This is a genomic window from Methylocapsa aurea, from assembly GCF_000746085.1.
GTDB classification, from domain to species: Bacteria; Pseudomonadota; Alphaproteobacteria; order Rhizobiales; family Beijerinckiaceae; genus Methylocapsa; species Methylocapsa aurea.
Genome location: NZ_JQKO01000022.1, coordinates 16,747 through 41,431, shown reverse-complemented (window position 1 = coordinate 41,431; position 24,685 = coordinate 16,747). Strand labels below are relative to the sequence as shown.

Sequence of the window (24,685 nt, the reverse complement as noted above, 5' to 3'; positions counted from 1 at the left end):
CGCCGAGCGAGAAGCTCCCGTTTTGCTAAGCGATCGCTGATGGCGCCGCCGACGTCGATCGGGGCGCCACGGGCGGGAACAGTCGGCTTGTTCGTCGCGCTTGTCGGCGCCAATATCTGCGCTTGGTTGTGGGCCTATGCGCTATTTGCCGAGCGGCCAGCGATCATGGCGACGGCGCTGCTCGCTTTCGTCTTCGGTCTGCGCCACGCGGTCGATGCCGATCACATCGCGGCCATCGACAATGTCGTGCGCAAGCTGATGCACGAAGGCCATCGTCCGGTCGGCGCGGGCCTATATTTCTCGCTTGGCCATTCGACCGTGGTGATCCTCGCCTCTTTCGTCCTCGCCGCGAGCGCGGCGGCGATGAAGGACGAATTGAGCGCATTCAAATCGGTTGGCTCCCTTATTGGGGCCTCGGTCTCCGCCGGCTTTCTATTGATCGTCGGGGTCGCCAATCTGGTTATATTGCGCGGCGTTTGGAAAAGCTTCCGCCTTGTCTCGCGCGGCGAGGAACTCGATCCCGAGAGCCTCAATATCTTGTTAGCTGGGCGCGGCTTCCTCGCCCGCTTGTTTCGCCCGATCTTCGGCGCGGTGAGGAAGAGCTGGCACATGTATCCGCTCGGCTTCTTGTTTGGCCTTGGATTCGACACGGCGACCGAAATCGGCCTCCTCAGCATTTCCGCCGCCGCGGCGGCGCGGGATATGTCGGCGTTGGACACGCTGGTTTTTCCCGCCCTCTTCACCGCCGGCATGGCGCTCGTCGACACGGCGGATAGCGCGCTGATGGTCGGCGCCTATGGCTGGGCCTTCGTCGACCCGATCCGCAAGCTTTGGTACAATCTCACCATTACCGCAGCGTCCGCGGCGGTCGCCTTTCTCATCGGCGGCGTCGAGGTCTTGGCGCTGATTTCGGATCGCCTTGGCTTTGAGGGCGGATTCTGGCGGGCGCTCGACGGCCTCACTCAAAACCTTGCGCAATTCGGATTCGTCGTGGCCGGGATTTTTCTCATCGCCTGGATTGGGTCGTCGCTCATTTATCGCATCAACGGCTACGCGCGGAGCGGCTCGCTTGCGCCGGCGCATCCAAAACCGATCGGCTGGCCTCCGCTCGGGCCATCGCAGGAGAAGGTTCCGGCGCCGGAATAGCTGCGGTCAGCTTGCCTTCAAAGCCTCTGCCTCTCTCCGGACGCGCGGGCGCAATCCGTGACGCATTGCTCGAGCTCCGCAAGATTCTGGCGCAGCTGGTCCAGAGCGAAGCCGAGCCCGAAAATATGCTCCACGGCCTCGCTCGGCAAATCTTTGGTAAGGCGTTCGCGGCGAAGCGATGCGATCGCGTCTTCGTAGCTATCGATGGCGGAGTCGAACCCGGCTAGCGGCGCCGCCTCCTCGCGGGCAATGAGCGCGGCGGCGCTCGCACGCAAATACTCGGCCGCGGCATTGCCCACCCGGGCCAGCGGCGCCGCAAGCCGCGCCTGGAACGGTTCTGGAAGCGGCGCGCTCGCGCCGCGTCCAATCATGATAAGGTCGTGCCGCAGACGCAACACTATGCGCAGCAACGGACTAAGGTCCGGCTGGTCGGCGAGGTAGGTCAGCCGCTCGCGCCGCGCCTCTTCGCCAACCTCGTTCAACTGCGCGAAGGCCTGGCTGAGGCTGACCTGGATGGCGCGAATCGAGGACGCCTCCAGCCTTTCCGTGAAGCCGGCGAGCAGCTTGGGAAGAGCCCAGGCCGCGAAATCAAGCATGCGCGCCGCGGCGTCGATCGCCAAACCATGCGCCCGCGCCGGCAACACCAGAAACGAGACAACGAGGGCCGTCATGCCGCCCAGCGCGACTTCAAGAATCCGATAAAAGGCCGATTCGACTGAGCCCACATGGGTGATCGCGGGGGCCAAAAGCACCATGACGGCGGTGAAGGGAGCAACTCGAAAACTGGGATTGATCGTGGCCAGGAAGGCGAGCGGCGCAATCGCGACCGCGAGGACCACAAACACCCCGACCTCTGATGAATGGGGGGTCACAGCGGCGACCGCGCCACTGTAAATGGCGCCCCCGAGCGTGCCGATGAAATAGTCGATCGCCGCCTTTACCGACCTGCCGACGCTGAGCTGCGTCACGAGGACGGCGGTCAGAACGGTCCACAACACCTGGGGAACATGCAAAAATTCCGATAGCGCATAAGTGGCCAGGGCGGCGACCGTGACCCTGACGCTGAGGCGCAACTCCGCCTCGCGGGTGTGGATTCTGGCGCGAAGCCAGCTCCATGCTCTTGCAGCGCGGCTCATGGTCAATTCCAGACGCGAGCGTTTTTCATGCGACATGGAGACCTGAAAAAGGCTTCGGTTTCGCTTTGTCGCATATCATGCGTTAAAGCTGGAACATAAAGCGCATGCTCGGAATATGCGCTTGGGAGCGAAATCGCACGAGACGGAATGCGGCGTGATGCTGGCTTGGACATCATGGACTCGAACACCCATCTGGCCTGATTTCGGGACCGCTCCGAAGCAAGCGCTCGCTGCGGCGGCGGCCTTATCATCGCCATTATCTTTGCCAAAGCGATGGCATGGGAGCTTGCCGGTCGAGTTGGCGGGCTCTTCCCTTTCATGCGCCGCAGAGGTCCGATGACGCGCCGATTTTCCCTGCTGGCGGGGCTCCCGCGCGGCCGCTCCCCCCGCGCAATGGCTTGCTTGACCATCTTCTATCTGCTCGCCTTGGCAGGGGGGGCGGCGGCGGAAGAGGCCATGACCTTCTATTTGGCGGCGATCGGCAATCCCCACAAATGCGGCGGGGCGTGCCCGAAGGTGATCGCCGCGGGAGGGGAAATCGTCGATGCGACGCCGGATGCCTTTTTTGATTTTCTTGGCGGCCACCGGGACGACGGCAATGTACATGCGATCGTGTTCCTCAATTCGCCGGGCGGCAAAGTCGTCGCCGCGATGGAGTTGGGGAAAATCTTCCGCCGCGCCGGCATTGCTGCCGTTGTGGCGCGCGCCGAACCGCATGTCGATGATGGTCTGACGCATTTTACCGGCGGGCGCTGTTTTTCAGCTTGTGTTTTCGCTTTGATGGGCGCGGAAAAACGCGTCATCCCGCCCCAAAGCAAGGTCGGGCTCCACCGCATGTTCGCCTATGCTTCGGGGGGTGACGGCGCCGCTTCGGCGAGCGAGCGCCGGCGTCGATACGATGACGGAAGAATGGCAGGCGTCCTGCAGCGCTATAGCTCGACCATGGGCATCAATCCCGCCCTCGTCCGAAATGCGGAACACGGCGCCCCCGATGCTTTGCGCATCCTCACGCCGACGCAAATCGCCAGATGGCGGCTTGGCTCGCCGAATTTCTAAAGCGGGATGCGAAAAGGTGGAAATCCGGTTTTTCGCGTCAAATCCCGCTCTCTTCTCACCAATAGATCACGTTTCATGCTCTTGGATGTTTCCATCTAGAGCATTTTCTTAACGCGAACCGGCATCCATTTCGCTCGAAAATGCTCTAACCTCGCGGAGCGCTTCTGGAACAAACGCTCACTCACCGTTAGTGATTTATTTGAATAATGTTTATTTGACAGATGTTCTTAAAAAGCTCAGGCTCAAGCCCGTCGACAACGGTCGGCCTCCCGCGGCCACTGAGATGGCGCCCGATGATCACGATTCCAAATCATGCTGAAGGAGACCTGCAATGACCGCGACGTCAACCATGTGTTGCCGCCCCCGCGTGGCGCTCGCCGCCGCGGCTTTCGGCGCGCTGACGTTGGGGGGCATCCACGCGGACGCAATAGCTCAGACTCGGCCGCCCAGGCCAACCTCGCCGTTTGCAATCGCCCCGACCGTTCCAGCCGATGTTCCTGGCGGGGCCCAGAATGCAGATATCGCGACGGCGGCCGCCTTCGCCTGGCGAGAATTCTTCGCACTGAACTGGCCCGCCCTTCGAGGCGTTCGCGAGACGCCGGACACGAAGCTGCCGTTTGGACAAAACGCCGTGGCTGGCGGTCCGCCGCTGGTGTGGGAGACGATGCGCCATAAGGTCGAGATATTCCCGGCGCGCGAACCGGACAATATCTCCGCCCGCTTTCCGGCTCCGCAGGGGTTCAACGCCCGGCTGCCGTCCTTTGGCTATGACGCGCCGCCCGCCTATTTCTATGTGCCGGCGGAAGTGGGCTCCGTCGACGGCAGCGTCGCGGCCTGTCCCGGCCAGACGCCGGTCGCACAGCCGGCCTTTGTCAATCTCGACGAGACCACGCAGATCGGGCTCGACCAGATGTATGCCGGCGTTCTGCCGGCGAACGCGCCAGGTCCCAATAGCGCGCCGCAGCTGATTCGCTTCATGGCCAAGGGCAACCGCGCGCAGTATATCTACGTGCTGCAGCGCGATTACTGGTACCACTCGCCAAGTCTTGCGCTCGCCGAGCAGAATTTCAAGACCGCCGTTGCCAGCAATCGGCCTCCAGTCCAACCGGTGGTTTTTTTCCCGCATGGAACCATCGAGGTCAAATCAGCGTGGCGGCCGCTCGCGCCCGGAGAGGACGCAAGCCGCTACCACACCACGACCGTGCGTTTCTACGAAACAAATAATAACCTGCCTTGCTACTTCGAGGCGCAATGGGCGCTCCTCGCCCTTCACATCATCCACAAGACGCCAACCGCGCCGGCCTTCGTGTTCGCGACTTTCGAGCAGGCCGACAACATTCTCGCCCCCGATGGAAAGCCGGTCGAGGACGCCGACGGCAGGATCATCAATCCGCAGCCCGGAGCGCCCACCGAGCCGGAACTCACGTATACGGATTCACCGACCTTTCCGCACGTGTCGGTGGTTGGCGGGACCTATTGCGGGGATACCGGCAAGCGATTGTTCTTTCATGACATCCCCGGCAATGTTTCGCTTCCTACCGGCGGCGATATCTGCGTCAAGCAGCGCTATCATGCGATTCCCCCGGTCATCGTTGACGCCAATGCCACGGCGCATCTCGCGATCGCGGCTTATGAAACAGCCAATCATGTGGCGAACTCTCCCTGGCGCTATTACAAGCTCGTCAACGTGCAGGCCTTTCCATTCGACAAGTCGGAGATCGATCCCCCCTCGAATCCGAACGGGCGACACAATGCAGCGACATTCTTCCAGGCCAACGGTGTGGTCGAAACCGATTTCACGCTGCAGAACTTCTCCGGCCGTCTTTCCGGCGGCGCGTCGACCGACTTCCCGGCTGGCGGCGTCCTTCCCAATTTCAAGAACACGCATTTGTTCTCTGAGCGGCCCGCCATGGTGCATGCCTTTAATATGGGCGGTTGCCAGGGCTGCCACGCCAACGCTCAGCTCGGCGGCACCGATTTCAGTTTCATCCTAGACGGCAATGGCTTCCAGCCGGCGCCGGATACGGCCGGGCCCGAGACCGCGATCGCCGCAGCGGCGAAATATAAGCGACGGTTTCTGCAATTGAAGTAAGCGGATCCCGACCGATCCAAAGCCTCCTCCTTCGGTTTGACATTGGCCGAAGGCAAGTCTGTTCCCGAACAGACGCAGGCCCCAGATCGCCCGGAACCCAAGTCGATCAAATGCGGCGCCGCTCTTGCCCTGAGTGCGGTGCTTGGCGGGCGATCCGTTACAATGAGAGCATTTTCAAGCGAAGTGAATGCCAGTTCGCATATAAGAAAATGCAACAAAACCTAGACCGCCTCGCATGCGCCAACGCACGGGTTTAATTCAAAACAGGCATTGCGATTGCTTTGCGGATGAATGTGTCCCCGAAGATTTGCGCCTCGCGCTATATGAAATGTCGCTCGGCCACTGAAAATTTCGTTTGGGGAGCGGCAACGCGAAGCAAGATGTTCACGCCTGGACACGCTCCTTCAACCGAGCGATTTTTCTTCTCGATCCAGACCTCGACACGGCGATTCTTGGCCTTGCCGGCGTCATCGCCATTGCAACCTACCGGCGCGAGATATGACAGTGTTTGGATGTTTTCTCGGGGCGCCGGCTATGCGCGCGCAGCCTTGCCGCTCCGATCGAAAATCCTGCATGAAAACTGTGACGATCCGGCGTATGCCGACGCCGTCGGCATTTCGCGCAAATCGCTGAAGGAGGCAACGAGCGAAATGATCGCCACGGCGCGCCGCCGCGCGTTGGAAGCCGAGATCAAGGAGGCGATCGAAGAGGCGACGCACATCGAAACCGCCACCGAGGCGACCATTGTGCGCTCGGCAGCAAGGAGCGCCGCCGGCCACCAGGGTGGCCGGGATGGGAGCAATGATCTCGCGCACAATACCAGCTTCGAATGCGAAGATTCGCCGCGGTCGCGCGTCGCATATGCCGGTTACTGTGGCATTCTGCAACCCCACGAGAAAGGCGAGGCCCTGTGGTGAAGGAGACAAAAGGGGCGGAAAAAATGCTCTCCGCCCGCCAGTCAAGCCTGCTGGATCGCCGATAATTTCCAATCGCTGGGCGCGCCGCCCGGCCGCCGGGCGAAGGTCCAAAGCTCGGTCGCTTGCTGCGGCGTTGAAGGATCGCCCGATACGATCTTGCCGGTGGCGCGATCGACCATCGTGTCGATCAACGAAAACCGGATGGCGACGCTGGCGTATTCGCCGTTGTCCTCGCGCCAGGCCTCGGACAAGTCGCCTTGCAGGAAGGTCACGTCGGACAGCTTGTTGACGACGCCCTTCTTTGCGTTGGCGGCGATTTCCTCGGCGAAATAGGACGCCATTTCCGGGCTCGCCAAGGAGCGCAGGGCGTTGAGATCCTCTGCGCCATAGGCTTGCTCGATCGACGCTAGCCGCTGTTCGAACATATTGAAATCGGCCTGACCGACGTCGAGCTTGCGCGCTGCGCCGCCGCCAACTCCGGAAGCTGCGCCGCTTAGTCCAGAGCCCAAGCCGCCAAGTCCCGAGCCTAATCCGCCCAGGCCGCCAAAACCGCCGCCCGTCCCGCTTTGGGCGAAAGAATGCGCTGAGCCGCCGCCAGGGACGGCCGCCCGCCGGCTGCGAATGAAGCCCATGACGAGCTTGAACAGCAAAAACAGCAGGCCGATCTGAAGAATGAGGCCAAGGATCGACATGCCGCCGCCTAGGCCGCCGAACATCCCATTGCCGAACAGCATGCCGAAGAGTCCGGCCCCGACGAGGCCGCCGAGAAGGCCTCGGCCAAAGCCGCCGGAAAAGAACCCACCGCCAGGCGCCGTCGCCCCAGGGCGCGAAAAGCCCTGACTGGGCGAGGTCATCGAACGCTCCATAGGCGCCGCGCCTCTCGGGGCTGTCGTCGTGGCGGGCGGCGCGCTGAATGTGCGGCTGCCGCGGCTGCCGGACGAGCCGCCGCTCCCCGCGCGGGCGAAGGCGTCCGCGCTCAATCCGAACGCCAACATCCCGGCCAGAGTTAAAATCAAGGTCTTGCGGCGAAACGCCATTGTTTGGATCCTGCCATGAAATGGAAGACTATTTCCAAAGAACAATATGGGGAATATTGGCCCCTGGGCAATAGTCTCCCGTCGACAAGCGCGCTTTAGCGCCGCCGAAGGCTGGCTCGAGCTAACACACAAGCCGCCTCCGGTGGGCGGAGGACGTTTTCAGACCTATCGGAGGCCTGTCCGAAAGACGGCGCGCCTCCGCAGGTCCCCAAGCTCCCGCCTATTTCTTGCCGACGCAATTGGCGTAATAGGTCACGGTGCCCGGCCAATCCGAGAAGATCCCGATGATGCCGACGCGCTGCGTGAGGACATCCAGCACATTATAGTAATCGCCGGGGCCCTTGATCGCATTCGTCACGCTTTGGAAATAATAGCCGCCGCCGTCGGTGAGCGTGCCGGAGCGCTCGAGGGACCAGGTGATGATGTCGAAGCCGAGCCGCTTCGCCGTCAGCGCATATTCGGATGGGACGATCTTGCCCTGGGAGTCGAGGGCGACGAGGGCCCAGATCGGCGGCGCGATGATGTTGACGCCTTTCGCGCGCATGCCTGGCAGGGCCGCGATCGCCGCCGGAACGTCGTTCGGCACATCGACGGCGGAGAGCGCGACGGCCTGCTTGCCGAAAGCCGGCTCTTTCTTGATCCAATAGAGAATATCGGCCAAGTTGAAAGACTGCGGCCATACAAGGCTTGGCGAGACGCCGGCGGCCTTATAAGTGTCGATCATCTGCTGGGCATACATTTCCTGCGTATAGGTCCCTTGGTAGGGCATTGGGACCCGCGCTTCCTTGAGCTCGGGGGTATGGCCGACGCCAAACTTCTTCAGGAGCGCGATATGTTCCTTAAGCGTCATGAGCGTTCCGGTCGCGTCATAGGCCTCGGTGCGCCAGTCGGGAGTGCCCTTCTGATATTCCTCAACCGTCGTGGCTTTCGGATTGGAGCCATCCATCTTGCCTTTCAGCGTCTTGAATTCGGCAAGGGTGAGATCGCTGGTGCAGCAAGTCGCGGTCGCCGATTGGCCACCCGACGCCGGCGAGAAGGGCACGGAGCACTTGGCCGCGAGGGCCGGGATCGTCAGAATATTCGTGGTCGTGTGCAAGTCGCACTGGTCGTGCCGACATACGAGTTCGCGGTCCTTAGTGAAGGTCACATCGCATTCGATGATCCCGGCGCCCATGCGGGCGGCCGCTTCGTAGGATTCTCTGGTATGTTCGGGGAACTGCAGCGGGGCGCCGCGGTGCGAAATCGAGAAATTGCTCCGCCGCAGGGTCTGTTCCGAACAGGCTTTGAGGCGCGTTTTCAGAGCGCTGTCCTTCAGCTGATCGACGAGATAATAGGGGCGCGGCCCGACCTGGACATTGAGGCTGTTGCGCCCACGGTTGGCGGTGGCGCTGTCTTCGATTGCATCGGCCTTTCCCATTTGCGGAGAGAGGGTGGTCAGCATCAGCATTGCCGCCATATAAAGGTGTCGCACCTTCGGTTTCATGCGAAGTCCTCTGGTTGATGAATGAGCCGCAGCGGCTTTGGTCGCGAGCCTGGGGCTGAAAGCCGCCTTGCCAAAAATACGTTTAACGTCAGATGGTTATGGCGTCTTCGGTCGAGCTGAGCCGAGTCCTTTGCCGCGCGGATGCTCTAGCTTGGCGCGATGACCTGCGTGTGACGCCAGGGCGCGATCGGGGACGATGCCCTCGAAAATTCCCGCGTCAGTTGCATGCCCTTGGCGAAAAATGATCCTTTTGTTGCACTTTCGGCGCGCCGCTCGGTGTGTTAGAAGGCCGCGAACTTCGCCGGATAATGCCGTCTGGCTGCAGCGCGGGGACCGGAGAGTGAAACGAGCATGAGTGAGCGTCGCGCCAATTTCGATTACGAGGACCTTATCGCCTGCGGGCGCGGCGAATTGTTTGGACCTGGGAATGCGCAACTGCCCTTGCCGCCATTGCTGATGTTCGATCGCATCTCGGAAATTCTGGAAACCGGCGGCGCCCATGGCAAGGGCTTGATTTTGGCCGAGTTCGCAATCAAACCAGACCTTTGGTTCTTCGGCTGCCATTTTAAGGGGGATCCGGTGATGCCAGGATGCCTCGGGGTGGACGCGCTATGGCAGCTTCTCGGCTTTTATCTCGGCTGGCTGGGCTTGCCTGGTCGCGGCCGGGCGCTTGGCGTCGGCGAGGTGAAATTTTCCGATCAGGTGTTGCCCACCGTCAAGCGGATCATTTATGGGGTCGATTTGAAGCGTGTCTTCAAGACCAAGCTCGTGCTCGGAATCGCCGACGGGTGGTTGGAAGCCGACGGAGCGCGCATATATGAGGCCAAGGATTTGAAGGTCGGCCTGTTTCAAGGCGCGGCCTGAACCTCAAGAAATTTCGGCCTTAGAGCATTTTCAAGCGAGGCGGGCGCAGTACGCGTTCAGAAAATGCGATAAAATAAAGATTTAGAGCTGCTTTCTCATTCCGTCGAATCCGAAAGCGCTCCAAGCAAGGCTCCCGCGGGTCTGCGCTCAGGCGCCGCGACGTGAGCGGGAGAGTGGCATGAGACGGGTTGTCGTCACCGGAATGGGCATTGTTTCCTCAATCGGAAACAACACACAGGAGGTCGTCGCCTCCTTGCGGGAGGCAAAGTCCGGCATCGTCAAGGCCGATAAATATGTCGAACTTGGCTTTCGCAGTCAGATTCACGGCGCCCCGACCCTCGATCCCGAGGGCATGATCGATCGCCGCGCCATGCGCTTTCATGCCGGGGGCACCGCGTGGTGCCACGTCGCCATGGATCAGGCGATCCAGGACGCCGGCCTCTCGGCCGCGGATATTTCGGATGAGCGCGCCGGCATCATCATGGGCTCCGGCGGTCCCTCGACGCGCACTCTGGTCGAGGCGGCGGATATCGCGCGCACCAAGGGACCGAAGAAGATCGGGCCTTTCGCGGTCCCGAAAGCCATGTCCTCGACCTCTTCGGCGACGCTCGCCACCTGGTTCAAGATCAAGGGCGTCAATTATTCGATCTCTTCGGCCTGTGCGACTTCGAATCATTGCATCGGCAACGCCTATGAGATGATCCAATATGGCAAGCAGGACATGATGTTCGCCGGCGGCTGCGAGGAACTTGATTGGACCATGTCGGCCCTGTTCGATGCCATGGGCGCCATGTCCTCATCCTACAATGATCGTCCCTCGGTCGCCTCCCGCGCCTATGACAAGAACCGGGACGGTTTCGTGATCGCCGGCGGAGCCGGGGTGCTGGTGCTGGAGGAATTGGAGCGCGCCAAGGCGCGCGGCGCCAAGATTTACGCCGAGATCGCCGGCTACGGGCTGACTTCGGATGGCTACGACATGGTCGCGCCATCCGGCGAAGGCGCGGTGCGCTGCATGCGCATGGCGCTCGAAAACGTGAAGGCCCCGATCGATTACATAAATCCGCACGCGACCTCGACCGGAATCGGCGATTTGAAAGAGATCGAAGCGATCCGCACGGTGTTCGGTTCGGGCGAAAACTGCCCGCCGATTGCTGGGACCAAGTCCCTGACCGGCCATTCGCTCGGCGCGACCGGGGTTCAGGAAGCAATCTATTCGCTGTTGATGATGCAAAGCGGCTTCATCTGCGAAAGTGCAAATATCGAGGAGCTCGACCCCGCTTTCGCGGATATGGACATCGTCCGCAAGCGCCGCGACGACGTTCAATTGCGCGCGGTCCTGTCGAATTCCTTCGGCTTTGGCGGCACCAACGCCAGCATCGTCTTGAAACATGTCGACGCCTGAGTCGGAGTCACAGAGTTCCGGCCACGGTTCGCTGATGGCGGGCAAGCGCGGCCTCGTCATGGGGGTCGCCAACGATCATTCGATCGCCTTCGGCATCGCCAAGGCCCTTGCCGGCCAGGGCGCCGAACTCGCCTTCACCTATCAGGGCGAGGCGCTCGGCAAGCGGGTCAAGCCGCTCGCCAATAAACTTGGCTCGAGCTTGGTCCTGCCTTGCGACGTCGAGGATCTCGCCTCGATCGACGCAACCTTCGCCGCGCTCGAAAAGGCCTGGGGCGGCCTTGATTTCGTCGTCCATTGCATCGCCTTTTCCGACAAGGCGGAGCTGAAGGGGCGCTACGCCGATACGACGCGGGAAAACTTTCTGCGCACGATGACGATCTCGGCCTTCTCCTTCACCGAGATCGCCAAGCGCGCGGCGGCGCTCATGCCAAATGGCGGCTCGATGGTGACCCTGACCTTTGGCGGCGCGACGCGCGTCATGCCGAATTATAATGTCATGGGCATCGCCAAGGCGGCGCTGGAGGCGAGCGTCCGCTATCTCGCCGCCGATTTCGGCCCGCAAGGCATTCGCGTCAACGCCATATCCGCCGGCCCGGTCCGCACCTTGGCGGGGGCCGGAATCGCCGATGCGCGCTTCATGTTCAACTTTCAGAAGGCGCATGCGCCGCTGCGCCGCACCGTGACCATCGACGATGTCGGCGGTTCGGCGCTTTATCTCCTGTCGGATCTCTCGAGCGGCGTCACCGGCGAGATCCACTATGTCGATTCGGGCTACAACATCATTTCGATGCCGCATCCCGATAGCCAGAAGGCGGAGGCCGCTCCCGCGCCAAACGAAGCGGTTGTGTGAAGCCGCCGATTGAAGCGTCCGCGAGGGCGGCGCGCTTGTAAGGGCGCCATCGCCATGCTATCTGCGCCGCAGACCATCCGCGGCCTGTCCTGTCCGTCGCGGTTTGCGGAGAGGTGGCAGAGTGGTCGAATGCACCGCACTCGAAATGCGGCATAGGCGCAAGCCTATCGGGGGTTCGAATCCCTCCCTCTCCGCCAGAGCCCTGTTTGCCGGCATTTGTCAACGTCATTTTCTCCCAAAAAATCAATGCATTGACGGATTTCTCGTTTGTTCATGTTTCTCACAATTTGCCTGAAGCGCCGTTCTGAACTAGGAAAGCACTAGGAAAGAACGGCGAGGCTCTTGTGGCGAAGCTCCATCGGCTCACCGCGCGGTTCTGCGCGAGCGTGACGAAGCCAGGCCGCCACGCGGACGGCGGAAATCTCTATCTTCGCGTCGACGCCTCGGGCGCCGCCAGCTGGGTTTTTATGTGGGCGCGCGGTGGACGCCAGCGCGAAGCTGGGCTTGGTTCGCGGGATATTGTGTCCTTGGCGCAGGCGCGCGAGCTCGCCGGCAGAATGCGTGAATCTCTTGTCAAAGGAATTGATCCGCTCGACGCGCGAGCAGCCGAACGGCGCGCGAACGCCGCGCGCCTCACCTTTGGCGAGTGCGCCGATACTTTTGTCGCCTCGAAAGAGAGCGGCTGGCGCAATGAAAAGCACCGGGCGCAATGGAAGATGACGTTGCAGCGGTATGCTGCGACCTTGCGGCCGATCGCCGTCGCGGACGTATCGACGCAAGACATTCTCAAGGCCCTTCAACCGATTTGGCGGACCAAGCCCGAGACCGCCTCGCGCCTTCGCGGACGAATAGAGGCCGTGATCGATTCGGCCCGCGTTGCGGGTCAGATCGACGATCGAGCGCCAAATCCCGCTCGTTGGACGGGACACCTCGAAATGATGTTGCCTCGTCCTGCGAAGCTCTCGCGCGGCCATCATGCGGCAATGCCCTATCGCGATTTGCCGACCTTTTTGACGCGGCTTCGCGAAACAGAAGGCATGGGGGCGCTCGCCCTTGAATTTGCGATTCTGACGGCGGCGCGCAGCGGAGAAGTGCTCGGCGCCCGATGGTCCGAAATCGACGTCGACGCCAAGATATGGACCGTTCCGGCCGCTCGGATGAAAGCCGCGCGAGAGCATCGGGTTCCGCTGCCGAGCCAAGCTCTGACGATTATTGAAAAGCTCTCCGAAGCGCGAATGGGTGAATTCGTCTTTGCGGGTCAGAGACGCGGGAAGCCGCTCTCCAACATGGCGATGGAAATGACGCTTCGACGCATGAAGGTCGAAGGCGTGACCGTCCATGGCTTCCGCTCCGCCTTCCGCGACTGGGCCGGCGAAGAAACGCACTTTCCGCGCGAGCTCGCCGAGGCGGCGCTCGCGCACGTCATTGGCGACAAAGCAGAGCAAGCCTACCGGCGCGGCGACGCGCTCGAAAAGCGCCGGGCGCTCATGGAGGAATGGGCGGCGTTTTGTGAGGGGATGGAACGGCGTGATGATCGTAGGTGAGATCGCGTGTGATTAACGGCGACATCGCGAGTTGACACAAAGACTGTTTATTGTTTATAGCTGTTTAGAGAGATAAATTTTGGGGATGCGCGTGAAGGAAATCGTTGGGATTGGCGATCTCGTCGAAGATACTGGCGAATCCGTGCGCACTCTTCAGTTTTGGTGCGATATGGGCATTCTGCGTCCAAATCCCGTGACGCGCAGAAAGGGGCGGGGGCACTTCAGAGAATTCCCAGCGTCTGCGCCCATGTATGGAGAGCGAACTTGGGCTTTGTTGGCGTCGGCTCTGAAGAAAACTCATATCCCATTTGCAGATATAAAGGATTTTATTGATTGGTTTCGCGGGGTACATGATGCGCAAGAAGAGCCGCCCTGCGGTTGGTCAAAATACATGAATATGACGCCAGTTGGCCGCGCTTTGCTGGGAAAGTACGAGGTAGTCGTGCTTTTTATTGATGATCACGGTAAAATCGGCTGGGCAAGTCTACTACAGGCTAATTCCTTAGATGAATTGAAAAAACCAGAAATATGGCCGGTAATGATTAATGGTGAAATGAAAGATATTGAGGAGTGGGGAAAGGTATCCGTTGAATTCCCTGTAAACGTTATTGCAAAGCAATGGTCCATTGTATTGAACCTGAGCGCTGCCTTAACACCTTTGGTTGAGCCGAAACAAGGATGAGGTTTTTATGTGCTTAATACACAATGCATGTATATTGTTTAATAATGGAAGGAGCCAAAGATGACCGCGGAGGACTATGGCCTCAAAAATCCGACATACAGCGTTGGTGAGACGCTCAAGCTTTTATCTATCGGGCGCAACACACTCTACACTCTTGTTAACAAAGGCGAGTTGAGACCAATCCGGATCGGTCACCGGACGATTTTTAGCGCGCCTGAAATCGCTAGGTTTCTGAATTTGCGTCAAACGGGCGGCGACGCAAAGGCCGTCTGACTTGTCAGTCGAAATCGAGCGCTCGCGATCAACAGCCATGCGCGCGCACGACCCGGCTTTCGAGGATTGGCTCTCACGCGCTAGAGCCTTCACAGTGCGCGGCGAGTTGGAGCGGCGCGGGCTTTGGTCGCGCGCGATGCTTGGCGACGCCGGCGTGCCTTGCCCTCGTTGTGGCGGCGCTGATCGCTTTGCGGTCAATCTTCGAAAGGATGTCTGGCATTGCCGCGCCTCGGGGATGGGCGGCGACGCCATCGCGCTCGCGGAATATCTGGACGGGTCCAACTTTCTCGTCGCGGTGGAGACCATTCTTGGCGAGCCTCCGCCCGGCCGCGGATCGACCGAAAGCGATGACGCGCGGCGCATGCGCGAATACGCCGTCGACATGGCGCGAGCCGATCGCCATCGCCGTGAACAGGATGACGCCGATTCGGCGCGGCGATTTCGCGAGCGCGAGCGCCGGGCAGCGTGGCAGCTTTGGACGGCGGCCGCGCCGATCGCCGGCACGCCGGCGGAAGCCTATTTGAGCTTGCGCGGCGTCGAGGCTCCGCCTGGCGCGCGGCTGCGGTTTCATCCGGCGGCGCCTTTATGGGATCGCCCGAAAGATCAGGGCGGAAAGATCATCCACTCGGGCGCGGCGATCCTGGCGGCCATCGAAGGCGCAAATGGCAAGTTTTCCGGCGTGCAGCGGCTATGGATCGACCTCGATCAGCCGAAAGGCAAGGCGCTGATCGTCCATCCCGAGACAGGCGAAATCCTGCCGGCGAAAAAGACGCGAGGATCGGTCAAGGGTGGATCGATCCTATTGGTCAAAGGTGGGTTTGATAGTGACTTTCCCGGCGATCGGGCGGGCGTGCGGCGGCTTTTCCTCGGCGAGGGAATCGAGACCGTTCTTTCGGTCTTTTGCGCACTGAAGGCGTCCCGATCCAAGCTGTTGCAGGGCGCGGAGTTTAGGACCTCGATAGACCTCGGCAATCTGGCTGGCAAAGCCGTCGCGCGGGTCCGGCATCCGACCAGGACGCAGACCGATAGGCTCGGGCGCGTGCGGCCCGTCTTCGTGCCAAACAGCGAGCCGAAGGATGATCCCGATTTCCCCTTGATCCCGATCGCCGAAAGCGTCGAGGATCTTTGGCTTTTGGGCGACGGCGACAGCGAGCCTGTGTTCACGCGCCTCGCGCTCGAGCGGGCGGGCAAGCGGTTTTCGCGCGCACACCCGCATCTGATGATCCGGCTCTCAATGGCGAAGCCCGGCGCCGACTTCAACGATATGTGGCTCGCCATGAAAAGCGGCGGGGCGGCCGCTTGACCTCTTCCGACGATATCACGCCGATCATCGAAAGCGGGGAGGTCCTCGCATTTCCTGGGAAAGCCTCGATCGCCGCCCGCCCGCGGAGCGGGGAAGAGGCATCCTCCCGGGCGGGAGGATCGCGCGAAACGTCCGCTTCCGGCGGAGGAAAAAGCGGCGGCGAACACCCCGCGGATATTGACCGCCGCCTTGCGCATTTCCCCTTGACCGATCTCGGCAATGCCGAGCGCTTCGCGGAGCGCCATGGAAGCGGGCTGCGCTATTGCCCGGACATCGGCTGGCTCTCTTGGGACGGCAAGCGTTGGGCGCACGGCGGATCGGAAGAGATCGTCAAGCTCCGCGAACATGCGACCGTGCGCGCAATCCAGGACGAGGCGAAAGCCTTGCGCGATGCGCCTGAGGATTTCCTCGTCAAGGACGCGCGCGGCAAGGAAGTCTTGTATTCCGACAAGATCAAGGCTTGGGGCCGCGTCTCGGAATCGGCGAACCGCATGGGGTCGATCTCAAAACGCGCGGCCGCCATGCTCGCGATCGCCGTCGACGAGCTCGACGCGGACAAAATGAAAATCAGCGTCGCGAATGGCACGCTGCAGGTCGCAAAGCGCGACGACGGGCCTTATGTCGAGCTCCATCCGCACGATCCGGCCGATTACATCACGAAGATTTCGCCGGTCGCCTATGACCCGGCGGCGACGTGCCCGCGCTTCGATCTGTTCATGGACGAGGTGCAGCCGCCGGATGAGGCGGGCGGCCGCGACGTGCAGCGCTTTCTCGATCAATGGGCGGGGCTTTCCCTGACCGGCGACACGAGCGAGCAAAAGATCACGTTCCACTATGGCAAAGGCCGCAACGGCAAGAGCGTCTGGGTCAACACGATTTCCTATGTCGCCGGCGACTACGCCGACTCAATCCCAATCGAGAGCTTTCTCGATAGCGGGCGGGCGCGCGCTGGCGGCCAGGCGACGCCAGACCTTGCCGATCTGCCCGGCGTGCGCATGCTGACGACGTCGGAGCCGAAAAAAGGCGCGACCTTGGACGAAGGCCTGATCAAGCTTTTTTCGGGCGGCGACGTGATCAAGGCGCGCCATCTGAACAAGGATTTCTTCGCCTTCGTGCCGCAAGCCAAGCTCACCATGCAAGGCAACTATCGGCCCAAGGTCATGGGCGCGGATGAAGGCATTTGGAACCGCCTTGTGCTTGTGCCTTGGGGAGTCTTCTTCCCGCCGGAAAAGCGCGATCCGAAGCTTGCTGAAACGTTGCGAGGCGAGGCCTCGGGCATCCTGAACCGTCTCCTCGACGGGCTCTGCGCATGGCTCGACAAAGGGCTCTGCATCCCCGGCAGCGTGGCGGCGGCGACGAATGACTACCGATCAGACAGCGATCCGCTGGGGCGCTTCCTAGACGCCTGCACGCGCCAGGCGATCGGCCAGCGGGTGCAAGCGACGAACATGCACGCGCTCTTCGTCGCTTGGGCGAAAGTCAATGGCGAGACTGCATGGTCAGCGAAGGGATTTGGCGCAGCCCTAAAGGAGCGCGGCATCGCGGCGAAGAAATCCGTGAACGTCTACTGGCTCGATATCGAGCTCACGAAAGGCGTGACCGACTTCGTCGACGACTCCGGCAACCCGCGTTGCGGCGAGAGAGAACAGGATGGCTACGATTTTGACGGATCGACGTGAGTGATCCTCCCGTTTCGGGAGGATGCGGGAGGATCGCGGGAGGATGCGCCCTTGCGCAAGTGCCTGATATTACAGCGAACGGGAGGATAAAATCAAAACGGGAGGATTTTGTGCATTGACCGCGTCACATGTGCGCATGCGCGCGCGCCCGCATATAAATCTCATATGTATTTATCCTCCCGTTTTTAAGTGATCCTCCCGTTTGATTTTATATCAAACCCTTATGGATCATTCTTAAAGTTTTGATCCTCCCGAACCCTCCCGTCATCCTCCCGTTTCCGGGAGGATGGCCAAGACCCAGCGAATTTAGATGTAAGTCCTGTTGGGATGCTGCTTTGAAAATATGCAAAGGCAAGACGACGAAGCCCATGTCTGCAAAGTCTGCGGCATGGCGCAATGTGATGGTCGCCGGCGCCAACGAAGCGCTCCGCGCTGGTCTCTTCGAATTCAGAAAATCGCGATGCGGCGGCCTGGGGACGGTCGAGTCCTCGATCGCGATCCTATTCTCGATCGGCGGCTATCGGGCGCTCGGCGCGGTGCATGACGTAGGCTATGGCGAGGTTCAGATGAGCGTCGCCGTCAATCCTACCGGCAGGTTTTACGATTGCCCGAACGCAGGGTTCCGAGCTGGCGACGCTTTCGCGTTTGGCTGGTTCGAGCGGGAGACGGGCGCTTGGCTCCAAACGAACGGTGGCGGTATCCACGGATCGTTCTGTTGCAGGCGCACTCTTCAATCGGAACTGGCGAGGCTTCCCGTCGAACCTATTGGCTATCGGATCGGCCGGCCGAGGTGAGGCGGCAAAGGTCGGGTGCCCCGGGGGGTACCAAAACTCTAAGAGCCGATCGCCTTAGACCGGTTCCTCAAGAACGCGGAAAATGCCGCGATATCGGCAAAATCTTTTTTTTTGCTAGGGATCATCGGCAGTGCCGATCGTTTAATTCAATAAGCAGGGAATTCACCGTGATCTTACGGCGACGCTGAGGGCGCATCGTTTTGGCGCTGGCCATGTATCGACGCCAAGTCTTCGTCGTCGACGATGTCCTGAGAGCCTCCTCGCCGATCGCCGGCGGTTCGACGTCCGCGCTGGCTGTCTGTGCAGATTGCTTCGCCAGGGCGAGGCCCGCCGCTCCGCCTCCTTCCCATGCCATCGCCGGCGGCGGCCTAACGCCTGCGCCTGGCCGCTGGGCCAGCTTACATCGCGCGCCGAACGGTCCGGATGCGGCGTCGCTGTAGCTCCCTTGTAGAGAACTGCCGCGCCGCGTTGGTCTACAAATCCGCCGCGAGTCGGGCGGTAGGGAAACTCAGCATCGGCATGCGCAACTCGGTTGCATCCCGCGCGCTTGACGCTCTCGTGAGAGGGCGTGAGAGCGCCGTCAAAGAAAAGCTGTGGATAAGTATTGCCGACAAACATCAACAAACAAGTTGCCGATATTTCATAGTTTTAGCCTTTGCGCGCATTTTTGTTGAAGAGCTATCTTGCATCGATGGATGTAGATCAGCGGATTGCAAAGATGATCTCTCGACGGCCGCTTGTCGGCGAAGAAGTTGTCGCGGAACTGCTCGCAAAAAAGGTCCAGAGCCTTCGTCGCCTTCGTATGCGGGGCATGGGGCCGCATTTCGTTAAAATCGGCGGGTCCGTTCGCTACGACCTGTCTGACGTCGAGAAATATATCGACCAAAATCGGCGCTCTCGCACCAAGGAGAGTGACCCGTAAGATGTTGCCGCGTCATCGACGAAAATATGGCGCGCTCACGGATGCGGCGCGCGGGAGGCGCTTCACGCGTTGGTTGGCTCAATTCGCCAACAAGCGGCTCATTCTTGAACAGACGCAGCTTCGCCCGTCGGCGCGGCGGGCCGCTGTCGCCGCCGTGATCGCGGAAACTTCCGCCAACCGAGCCGCCTGGCGCTGTTCTACAAAACACCAGGAATCGTCATGTTGAAACCTGCATCATTTAAATCAACAGCCGCCAATCCGCCTCCGGCGCTCGAACAACAGCCTGCGCGTTCCACTATCGCCGGCGAGGATATCGAAGCGCGTCTGGCCGCTGTCCTCGCCGAAAAGGCGAAGGCGGAAGGCGACGTGGTTTCCCTTGCCGAGCGGCGCAATGCTCTCCTCGTCGACGGTGGGTCGGATGTCGAAATCGAGACCGTAGACCTCGATTTGCTCCGCGCGAAACGCGCCATCGAGCGCGCCAACATTGTCGCATTGGACTTGGCCGAGAAGATCAAGCCGATGCGGGCCGCGCGGATGGAAAGCGACTGGAGCGAGTTCTACCCGACATATTTGGCCGCGCAAGAAGAGCTCCGCGCCGCGCTCCACCTCGCTCTTAAGCGCCAAGAGGAGTTGCGACGGATGATCGGCGCTGCCGAGGCGAAATTCCCCAGTCGCGTGATCGACTACACGGCGTTCCCGCCCCAGCAATTGCTCGATCCCTGGTCGGTCAGATGCTTCGACGATGATTGCGCCCGCGTGATTGCCAACGAGGCCCGTCGCGCGAAAGGCGAGTGGTAGGCCCGGGCGCCACCCTTCATTTTTCTGGCCGATAAGCGGCCGCCCATTTCGACCGAAAGGAAATCAACATGCTCAACATGCACGGACTACAAGACCGCCGCGAGGCGAAAGCCGCTAAAGTGAGAGAGGCCCAAAACCTCCTCGACCCTGCTGTGACCCCTTACACCAAACAGGTTCAGGACAAGGTCGAAACCCTCTATGCCGAGATCGAAAGCTTGAGCTCCCAGATCGGTCAAATCGAAAAGGCGCTTGTGCTCGAAAATGATCTCAACGGCCCTGCGAGGGACCTTTCTGACCGCGAAGGCCGCTCAATCGACGAATCGGCGCATCGGATTTCCGCCGCCAAAAAAGCCTTCGTCAAGGCGCTGCGCTTCGGCGCTGAGCGCCTGAGCCCGGAAGAGGCGTCGCTGATCTCTGCGGACGCACCCAGCAATCGCAGCCGGGTGCAGAATGTCGCAACCTCGTCCTCGGCGGCCGGCGGCGTGTTGGTTCCGACGATCGTCATGCCGAGCGTTCTCACCAAACTCAAAGCCTTCGGGGGTATGCGGACGGTCGCCAAAGTGCTTGCGACATCGGGCGGCGAGACGATGCAGTGGGGCACGCTCGACGATACAGCGGCCGAAGGCGAGCTGGTCGCCGAAGGTTCGGCGACGACCGATGACGATCTGAGCTTCGGCTCGACCAGCATCGGCGCCTGGATGTTTTCGTCCAAGACGATTCCGGTCAGCATGCAGCTACTTCAAGACGCCAACGCCGATGCGGAAAGCGTCGTGCTCGACGCGCTGACCGAGCGCCTCGCGCGCGGTCAGAATCGCAAATTCACGACCGGCAGCGGCGTTGGGGAACCGCAAGGCGCGGTGACGGCGGCGGCCCTTGGCATAACACTGCCGGCAGGCAATACAACGGCCGTGACCTATGACGGCCTGGTCGACCTCTACCATTCGCTCGACCCCGCCTATCGGATGTCTCCCAGCTGCGCCTTTATGATGAATGACGCCTCGTTCAAAATCGTTAAAAAAATGAAGGACGGTCAAGGGCGGCCGATCTGGCTGCCTTCGACGGAATCGGGCTTCAAGAGCGACGCGGGCTTCGATACCTTGCTTGGCGCGAAGCTCGTCATCAACCAACATATGGCGGACATGGCCGCCAACGCGAAGCCGATCCTCTTCGGCGACTTCTCGAAATATCTCATTCGCGATGTGATGGATGTGATCATCCTCCGCTTCACGGACTCGGCCTACGCAAAAAAGGCGCAGGTCGGCTTCCTCGCCTGGGCCCGCGCCGATGGCCGGCTGATCGATGCCAGTAATCAGAGCATCAAATATCTGCAAAATTCCGCCACCTAATCGAATTGGCGCGCCGGAACCCGAGTTTTGCAGGTTCTCGGGCGATGGCGCGTCATGACGCCGAGGGGCTGCCTGGGTGTGGCGAGCTCCCAGTCTTCGGCGTTGACGGCGCGGCGGCATTCCTTTCGGGTCGCCGCGCCGTTCTATTCGGCCTTTGCGCCATGCCTCTCGGCGCTGGCCGAGGCCGCCAGCGAGCTGCAAAGCGAGGCCGCGAGTGTGGGGAGCTTGCGCCTCTATGCGGAGGCTCCCCCCGCCTTCGGTCCGCTCTTCCCGGAGACTGCCGGCGCCGCTCCGATTGCCAGGCGCAGCATCGGCGTTCGAGCGCGGCTTACCGCCCCAAGCGGCCATCGTTTGGACCGGCAGCTCGGCAAAAGCATCGAAGGGCAGTCGCATGAAGATCAGATGGACAGCGGACGCCGAAAAGCGGCTCGCCGCGGCCTGGAATGCCGGCTTCAGTTCCGGCGCGCTCGCCGAGAGATTCCGCACAAGCCCAAAGGCGATCCTTGCGAAGGTCGCGCAGCTGCGCCGCGCCGGTGGCGAACTGCGGTCGAGCAACAACGGCCGCACCGGACGGCGGGGCGGTGACTGAGGCCGGCCACGCTTGACTTTATGTTCGTGGTTTGTGCACATATGGATTATGGCGCTGGAAAACACTAACGGGGACAACGGCAGGGTTGGGTTGCTAAGTATGCCGCTAAGCATTAACGCTTGGGCGTCACGCGAGTGATTCGGCGCTGGTATGTCAAGAGACCTCAATCCTCGTAAAGCGCTGATTTTCCGGATCGTACACCGGGACAATGTGCCGTGGATTCTCGATCATGGGCTTCATTGTCGAAACTCGAGCATGGCCGACCCGAGCTATGTAGAGATCGGGAATCCCGATTTGATCAGCAAGCGGAACTACCATCCCGTTCCGAAGTCGCCGGGGGGAACTCTAAGCGACTATATTCCATTCTATTTTACCCCGTTTTCACCGATGCTCCTCAATATCGCGACTGGCTGGGGTGGCATCCGAAAGCGCAGCAATAACGAAATCGCAATAATGGTCGCATCGCTCCACGATCTGAAAAATCGCAATATCCCGTTCTTGTTTACCGACCGGCACGCTTATCTTGTCGCCGCCCAATTTTATTCCGATCTTGCGCGCCTCGATCAAATCGACTGGGCGATGCTTGAGCGTCGAGATTTCAAGGCTGACCCGGAAGATCCGTCAAAGATAGAGAGATATCAAGCTGAGGCATTGGTATATAAACACTTGCCAATCGATAGACTCCGGGGGCTCGTGAGCTATAGTGATGAAGTAAAAGTAACCTTCGAGCAAGCTCTGACGAAGCGAGGTATAACCCTCAAAGTTTTAAAGAAGTCGGACTGGTATTTCGGATGATCGAATTTACAACAGGCAATCTGCTAGAAGCAGACGTAGAGGCGCTCGTGAACACAGTCAACACTGTTGGCGTGATGGGCAAAGGCGTTGCGCTCATGTTCAAGGAGACGTTTCCGGAGAACTTCAGAGAGTACGAAAAGGCCTGCAAGCGAAAAGAGATTCGGGTCGGGCGTATGTTTGTGACCGAGAGAGCACATCTAATTGGCCCAAAATTCATTATCAATTTTCCGACAAAGGAGCACTGGCGCAATCCGTCGAAAATGGAATGGATTGAGGCGGGATTGGAGGATTTGAAGCGCGTGATTACTGAAAAAGGCATTCGCTCAATTGCAATTCCTCCATTGGGAAGTGGGAACGGCGGGCTGAATTGGAGCGATGTTCGACAGAAGATCGAGACGGCGCTCGCCGCCCGGCCGGTTCGAGCTCTAGTATATGAGCCGACAACTAAATATCAAAACGTTGCCAAACGAACTGGCGTTGAGAAGCTAACGCCAGCGCGTGCCCTTGTCGCTGAGCTTGTGCGGCGTTATTGGATTTTAGGGATCGAGTGCTCTCTACTGGAGGTCCAAAAGCTCTCATACTTTTTGGAACGAAGTATAGAAATTCTTGGTTTGAAGAATCCGCTCGATCTGCGCTTCGAGGCGGACAGGTATGGTCCTTATGCCCCGAGGCTGACACATCTTCTAAATGGCTTGGATGGCAGCTATCTGCATTGCGATAAACGATTGGGAGACGCAAGCCCATTCGATGTTATTTGGTTCGACGATGCAAAGAAAGACAAGGTTGGTGTCTATTTGATGTCCGGGGATGCGAAAACATATCAGCCCGCTTTGCAATTAACGGCAAAGCTCATCGACGGATTTGAGTCGCCTCTCGGCATGGAATTGTTGGCGACTTTAGACTGGCTCGTTTACAAAGAGGGTGTTGCGCCTGCGCGAAATGCCATCCGCATTGGCCTTAACGCCTGGGCCGGAGGCCAAAAAGCCGCTGAACGGAAACAGGGACTCTTCGATGACCGCCTCATCGAATTGGCTCTTGATCGGTTGAATTCCTTTGGAGCGTCTGCGGAGACCTGCGGTGCCTAAAGGGCACTAAGAGCGAGCGCTTCCCGTACAGCCATCATGATCGTCGAGCTCGCGACCGACAGAACGCCGCAAAGGCGCTCGGCAAGAAAGAGGGCGTAGCCCGGGCCAAGAGCATGCCGCCTGAGCGCCGCGCCGAGATCGCGAAAAAAGCAGTGGCCGAAAACGTGGGAAATAGGCGAGCCGGCTTGACAGCGTAACTTTTTTATATCACGTTCGTGATTGAAAAAAGTTACGCGGAGATTCGGAATGGTCGCGATCATCCATGAAACGCCTCGGGAATGCGACCGGCGGCTCGCGCAGTATTTCAACTCTTCTCGCGATCAATGGATCGAAGTCGTTAAGGCTATGGTTGCCGCACGCGGTTCGTGCACGGACCACAACCCAAAAGCTTCCCCCGGCTATTTCGCATGGGATGCGGGAATCACCAGAATGCGCCAAAACTTTTGCCGGGAGGGGTGGGATGCTGGCGACGATGACGGCGTGGAGCATATTGCCAACCGCGACTTCCGAAAGAAGATTACAGTGATGAATGCCGACTTCGGCGTCTGCGATCGGTCCCGCTCCCCAAGAAATCGCACCTTAAAAGGTCCGGCGGCTGAAAAGATCACCGATCTCAATAATCAGCTAGAGCTGTTTCGAAAAGAACACCCAAAATCGATCAAGGAAGGTGCCTTCGACCTCTGGCAATTGTGCGTTTTCGACGATGGTCAATTAGTGCGCGCCGAGTTGTCCCGCCCGATCGAGTTCAAGTCTGGATACTTCGTCGGCTATAGCGAGAGAATATGGATTCTTCGGCCTGGTGAATGGGAACGGATTGCGATCGAGCCGCCCGCTGAAAATGGCGGCAGAGACGGCGGTCAAGATTTTGAGATCAACATTCGGCGGAAATAAG

At 60.2% G+C, this 24,685-nt stretch carries 25 protein-coding genes and 1 tRNA gene; 22 read left to right on the top strand and 4 right to left on the bottom strand.

What is annotated here, in order from left to right:
• The first annotated feature begins 39 nt into the window (after nt 1-39).
• Nucleotides 40-1,146, top strand: a complete 1,107-nt coding sequence (locus tag DL86_RS14105) for a HoxN/HupN/NixA family nickel/cobalt transporter (RefSeq protein WP_084572929.1) — start codon at nt 40-42, stop codon at nt 1,144-1,146.
• Nucleotides 1,147-1,163: 17 nt separating this feature from the next.
• Here the strand turns inward: DL86_RS14105 and DL86_RS14100 are convergent, their stop codons facing one another.
• Nucleotides 1,164-2,282, bottom strand: coding sequence for an FUSC family protein (locus DL86_RS14100; RefSeq protein ID WP_036262754.1), 1,119 nt, complete (start codon nt 2,280-2,282; stop codon nt 1,164-1,166).
• Between the two features lie 402 nt (nt 2,283-2,684).
• On the opposite strand from DL86_RS14100, the gene DL86_RS14095 reads away from it, so the two are divergent.
• The 4 genes from DL86_RS14095 to DL86_RS20350 all read left to right on the top strand — a co-directional run bounded on the left by DL86_RS14095 (nt 2,685) and on the right by DL86_RS20350 (nt 6,347).
• On the top strand, nt 2,685-3,338 hold the full coding sequence (locus tag DL86_RS14095; protein ID WP_245276381.1) for a COG3904 family protein: 654 nt from the start codon (nt 2,685-2,687) through the stop codon (nt 3,336-3,338).
• 331 nt (nt 3,339-3,669) lie between these two features.
• The gene (locus tag DL86_RS14090; RefSeq protein ID WP_051953465.1) at nt 3,670-5,430 is read left to right on the top strand and encodes a hypothetical protein; all 1,761 of its coding nucleotides are present in this window, start codon (nt 3,670-3,672) and stop codon (nt 5,428-5,430) included.
• A 355-nt stretch (nt 5,431-5,785) separates the two neighbouring features.
• Complete coding sequence (locus DL86_RS20355; protein WP_156964664.1) at nt 5,786-5,932, top strand: hypothetical protein; 147 nt, start codon at nt 5,786-5,788, stop codon at nt 5,930-5,932.
• 148 nt (nt 5,933-6,080) lie between these two features.
• Complete coding sequence (locus DL86_RS20350) at nt 6,081-6,347, top strand: hypothetical protein (protein ID WP_156964663.1); 267 nt, start codon at nt 6,081-6,083, stop codon at nt 6,345-6,347.
• 41 nt (nt 6,348-6,388) lie between these two features.
• Here the strand turns inward: DL86_RS20350 and DL86_RS14080 are convergent, their stop codons facing one another.
• Nucleotides 6,389-7,384: a Tim44 domain-containing protein gene (locus tag DL86_RS14080; RefSeq protein WP_036262711.1), complete on the bottom strand. Its 996-nt coding sequence runs from the start codon at nt 7,382-7,384 to the stop codon at nt 6,389-6,391.
• A 220-nt stretch (nt 7,385-7,604) separates the two neighbouring features.
• The gene (locus DL86_RS14075) at nt 7,605-8,867 is read right to left on the bottom strand and encodes a glycerophosphodiester phosphodiesterase family protein (RefSeq protein ID WP_036262709.1); all 1,263 of its coding nucleotides are present in this window, start codon (nt 8,865-8,867) and stop codon (nt 7,605-7,607) included.
• Nucleotides 8,868-9,218: 351 nt separating this feature from the next.
• Between DL86_RS14075 and fabA the strand changes: the two genes are divergently transcribed.
• From fabA to darG, 16 genes are all read left to right on the top strand, one after another.
• The gene (gene fabA / locus DL86_RS14070; protein WP_036262707.1) at nt 9,219-9,731 is read left to right on the top strand and encodes a bifunctional 3-hydroxydecanoyl-ACP dehydratase/trans-2-decenoyl-ACP isomerase; all 513 of its coding nucleotides are present in this window, start codon (nt 9,219-9,221) and stop codon (nt 9,729-9,731) included.
• A gap of 178 nt (nt 9,732-9,909) precedes the next feature.
• Nucleotides 9,910-11,133, top strand: coding sequence for a beta-ketoacyl-ACP synthase I (gene fabB / locus DL86_RS14065; protein ID WP_036262705.1), 1,224 nt, complete (start codon nt 9,910-9,912; stop codon nt 11,131-11,133).
• Entirely contained in the window at nt 11,120-11,983 is an 864-nt protein-coding gene (fabI, locus tag DL86_RS14060; protein ID WP_051953463.1) for an enoyl-ACP reductase FabI, read from the top strand. Before fabB ends, fabI begins: the two co-directional genes overlap by 14 nt.
• A 107-nt stretch (nt 11,984-12,090) precedes the next feature.
• A tRNA-Ser gene (locus DL86_RS14055) sits at nt 12,091-12,180 on the top strand.
• A 147-nt stretch (nt 12,181-12,327) separates the two neighbouring features.
• The gene (locus tag DL86_RS14050; protein ID WP_036262703.1) at nt 12,328-13,527 is read left to right on the top strand and encodes a tyrosine-type recombinase/integrase; all 1,200 of its coding nucleotides are present in this window, start codon (nt 12,328-12,330) and stop codon (nt 13,525-13,527) included.
• Nucleotides 13,528-13,618: 91 nt separating this feature from the next.
• The gene (locus DL86_RS14045) at nt 13,619-14,209 is read left to right on the top strand and encodes a helix-turn-helix domain-containing protein (protein ID WP_156964662.1); all 591 of its coding nucleotides are present in this window, start codon (nt 13,619-13,621) and stop codon (nt 14,207-14,209) included.
• A gap of 60 nt (nt 14,210-14,269) precedes the next feature.
• The gene (locus tag DL86_RS14040) at nt 14,270-14,482 is read left to right on the top strand and encodes a helix-turn-helix domain-containing protein (protein ID WP_036262697.1); all 213 of its coding nucleotides are present in this window, start codon (nt 14,270-14,272) and stop codon (nt 14,480-14,482) included.
• A gap of 37 nt (nt 14,483-14,519) precedes the next feature.
• Nucleotides 14,520-15,785, top strand: coding sequence for a DUF7146 domain-containing protein (locus DL86_RS20145; RefSeq protein ID WP_036262743.1), 1,266 nt, complete (start codon nt 14,520-14,522; stop codon nt 15,783-15,785).
• Nucleotides 15,782-17,464, top strand: a complete 1,683-nt coding sequence (locus DL86_RS14030; protein ID WP_162180439.1) for a DNA primase family protein — start codon at nt 15,782-15,784, stop codon at nt 17,462-17,464. The genes DL86_RS20145 and DL86_RS14030 overlap by 4 nt, the downstream gene beginning before the upstream one ends.
• Before the next feature lie 368 nt (nt 17,465-17,832).
• Nucleotides 17,833-18,258, top strand: coding sequence for a hypothetical protein (locus DL86_RS18830; protein ID WP_156964661.1), 426 nt, complete (start codon nt 17,833-17,835; stop codon nt 18,256-18,258).
• Between the two features lie 670 nt (nt 18,259-18,928).
• A complete protein-coding gene (locus DL86_RS14015; RefSeq protein WP_156964660.1) occupies nt 18,929-19,180 on the top strand; it encodes a helix-turn-helix transcriptional regulator in 252 nt (83 codons plus the stop codon).
• A gap of 219 nt (nt 19,181-19,399) precedes the next feature.
• Nucleotides 19,400-19,978 (top strand): hypothetical protein, encoded by a 579-nt coding sequence (locus DL86_RS14005; RefSeq protein WP_036262687.1) that lies wholly within the window; start codon nt 19,400-19,402, stop codon nt 19,976-19,978.
• A gap of 68 nt (nt 19,979-20,046) precedes the next feature.
• On the top strand, nt 20,047-21,324 hold the full coding sequence (locus DL86_RS14000; protein ID WP_036262685.1) for a phage major capsid protein: 1,278 nt from the start codon (nt 20,047-20,049) through the stop codon (nt 21,322-21,324).
• 391 nt (nt 21,325-21,715) lie between these two features.
• Complete coding sequence (locus tag DL86_RS19925; protein ID WP_156964659.1) at nt 21,716-21,913, top strand: hypothetical protein; 198 nt, start codon at nt 21,716-21,718, stop codon at nt 21,911-21,913.
• A gap of 150 nt (nt 21,914-22,063) precedes the next feature.
• Entirely contained in the window at nt 22,064-22,708 is a 645-nt protein-coding gene (gene darT, locus DL86_RS13990; RefSeq protein ID WP_036262678.1) for a type II toxin-antitoxin system toxin DNA ADP-ribosyl transferase DarT, read from the top strand.
• Nucleotides 22,705-23,793: a type II toxin-antitoxin system antitoxin DNA ADP-ribosyl glycohydrolase DarG gene (gene darG / locus DL86_RS13985; protein ID WP_036262675.1), complete on the top strand. Its 1,089-nt coding sequence runs from the start codon at nt 22,705-22,707 to the stop codon at nt 23,791-23,793. The genes darT and darG overlap by 4 nt, the downstream gene beginning before the upstream one ends.
• On the opposite strand, the gene DL86_RS13980 is transcribed toward darG, so the two are convergent.
• Nucleotides 23,790-24,053, bottom strand: a complete 264-nt coding sequence (locus DL86_RS13980; RefSeq protein WP_036262672.1) for a hypothetical protein — start codon at nt 24,051-24,053, stop codon at nt 23,790-23,792. The genes darG and DL86_RS13980 overlap by 4 nt on opposite strands.
• Between DL86_RS13980 and DL86_RS20520 the strand changes: the two genes are divergently transcribed.
• On the top strand, nt 24,040-24,684 hold the full coding sequence (locus tag DL86_RS20520; RefSeq protein WP_245276380.1) for a hypothetical protein: 645 nt from the start codon (nt 24,040-24,042) through the stop codon (nt 24,682-24,684). The genes DL86_RS13980 and DL86_RS20520 overlap by 14 nt on opposite strands.
• Nucleotide 24,685: the final 1 nt, after the last annotated feature.

What these genes read in the sequence shown, in the direction of transcription:
- DL86_RS14100 (WP_036262754.1), bottom strand. Translation starts at nt 2,282, where the DNA reads ATGAGCCGCGCTGCAAGAGCATGGAGCTGGCTTCGCGCCAGAATCCAC.
- DL86_RS14000 (WP_036262685.1), top strand. Translation starts at nt 20,047, where the DNA reads ATGCTCAACATGCACGGACTACAAGACCGCCGCGAGGCGAAAGCCGCT.
- DL86_RS19925 (WP_156964659.1), top strand. Translation starts at nt 21,716, where the DNA reads ATGAAGATCAGATGGACAGCGGACGCCGAAAAGCGGCTCGCCGCGGCC.
- DL86_RS20145 (WP_036262743.1), top strand. Translation starts at nt 14,520, where the DNA reads ATGCGCGCGCACGACCCGGCTTTCGAGGATTGGCTCTCACGCGCTAGA.
- fabB (WP_036262705.1), top strand. Translation starts at nt 9,910, where the DNA reads ATGAGACGGGTTGTCGTCACCGGAATGGGCATTGTTTCCTCAATCGGA.
- darG (WP_036262675.1), top strand. Translation starts at nt 22,705, where the DNA reads ATGATCGAATTTACAACAGGCAATCTGCTAGAAGCAGACGTAGAGGCG.
- DL86_RS14080 (WP_036262711.1), bottom strand. Translation starts at nt 7,384, where the DNA reads ATGGCGTTTCGCCGCAAGACCTTGATTTTAACTCTGGCCGGGATGTTG.
- fabI (WP_051953463.1), top strand. Translation starts at nt 11,120, where the DNA reads ATGTCGACGCCTGAGTCGGAGTCACAGAGTTCCGGCCACGGTTCGCTG.
- DL86_RS14090 (WP_051953465.1), top strand. Translation starts at nt 3,670, where the DNA reads ATGACCGCGACGTCAACCATGTGTTGCCGCCCCCGCGTGGCGCTCGCC.
- DL86_RS14005 (WP_036262687.1), top strand. Translation starts at nt 19,400, where the DNA reads ATGTTGAAACCTGCATCATTTAAATCAACAGCCGCCAATCCGCCTCCG.
- DL86_RS20350 (WP_156964663.1), top strand. Translation starts at nt 6,081, where the DNA reads ATGATCGCCACGGCGCGCCGCCGCGCGTTGGAAGCCGAGATCAAGGAG.
- DL86_RS14075 (WP_036262709.1), bottom strand. Translation starts at nt 8,867, where the DNA reads ATGAAACCGAAGGTGCGACACCTTTATATGGCGGCAATGCTGATGCTG.
- darT (WP_036262678.1), top strand. Translation starts at nt 22,064, where the DNA reads ATGTCAAGAGACCTCAATCCTCGTAAAGCGCTGATTTTCCGGATCGTA.
- DL86_RS20520 (WP_245276380.1), top strand. Translation starts at nt 24,040, where the DNA reads ATGGTCGCGATCATCCATGAAACGCCTCGGGAATGCGACCGGCGGCTC.
- DL86_RS13980 (WP_036262672.1), bottom strand. Translation starts at nt 24,053, where the DNA reads ATGATCGCGACCATTCCGAATCTCCGCGTAACTTTTTTCAATCACGAA.
- DL86_RS14040 (WP_036262697.1), top strand. Translation starts at nt 14,270, where the DNA reads ATGACCGCGGAGGACTATGGCCTCAAAAATCCGACATACAGCGTTGGT.
- DL86_RS14105 (WP_084572929.1), top strand. Translation starts at nt 40, where the DNA reads ATGGCGCCGCCGACGTCGATCGGGGCGCCACGGGCGGGAACAGTCGGC.
- fabA (WP_036262707.1), top strand. Translation starts at nt 9,219, where the DNA reads ATGAGTGAGCGTCGCGCCAATTTCGATTACGAGGACCTTATCGCCTGC.
- DL86_RS18830 (WP_156964661.1), top strand. Translation starts at nt 17,833, where the DNA reads ATGTCTGCAAAGTCTGCGGCATGGCGCAATGTGATGGTCGCCGGCGCC.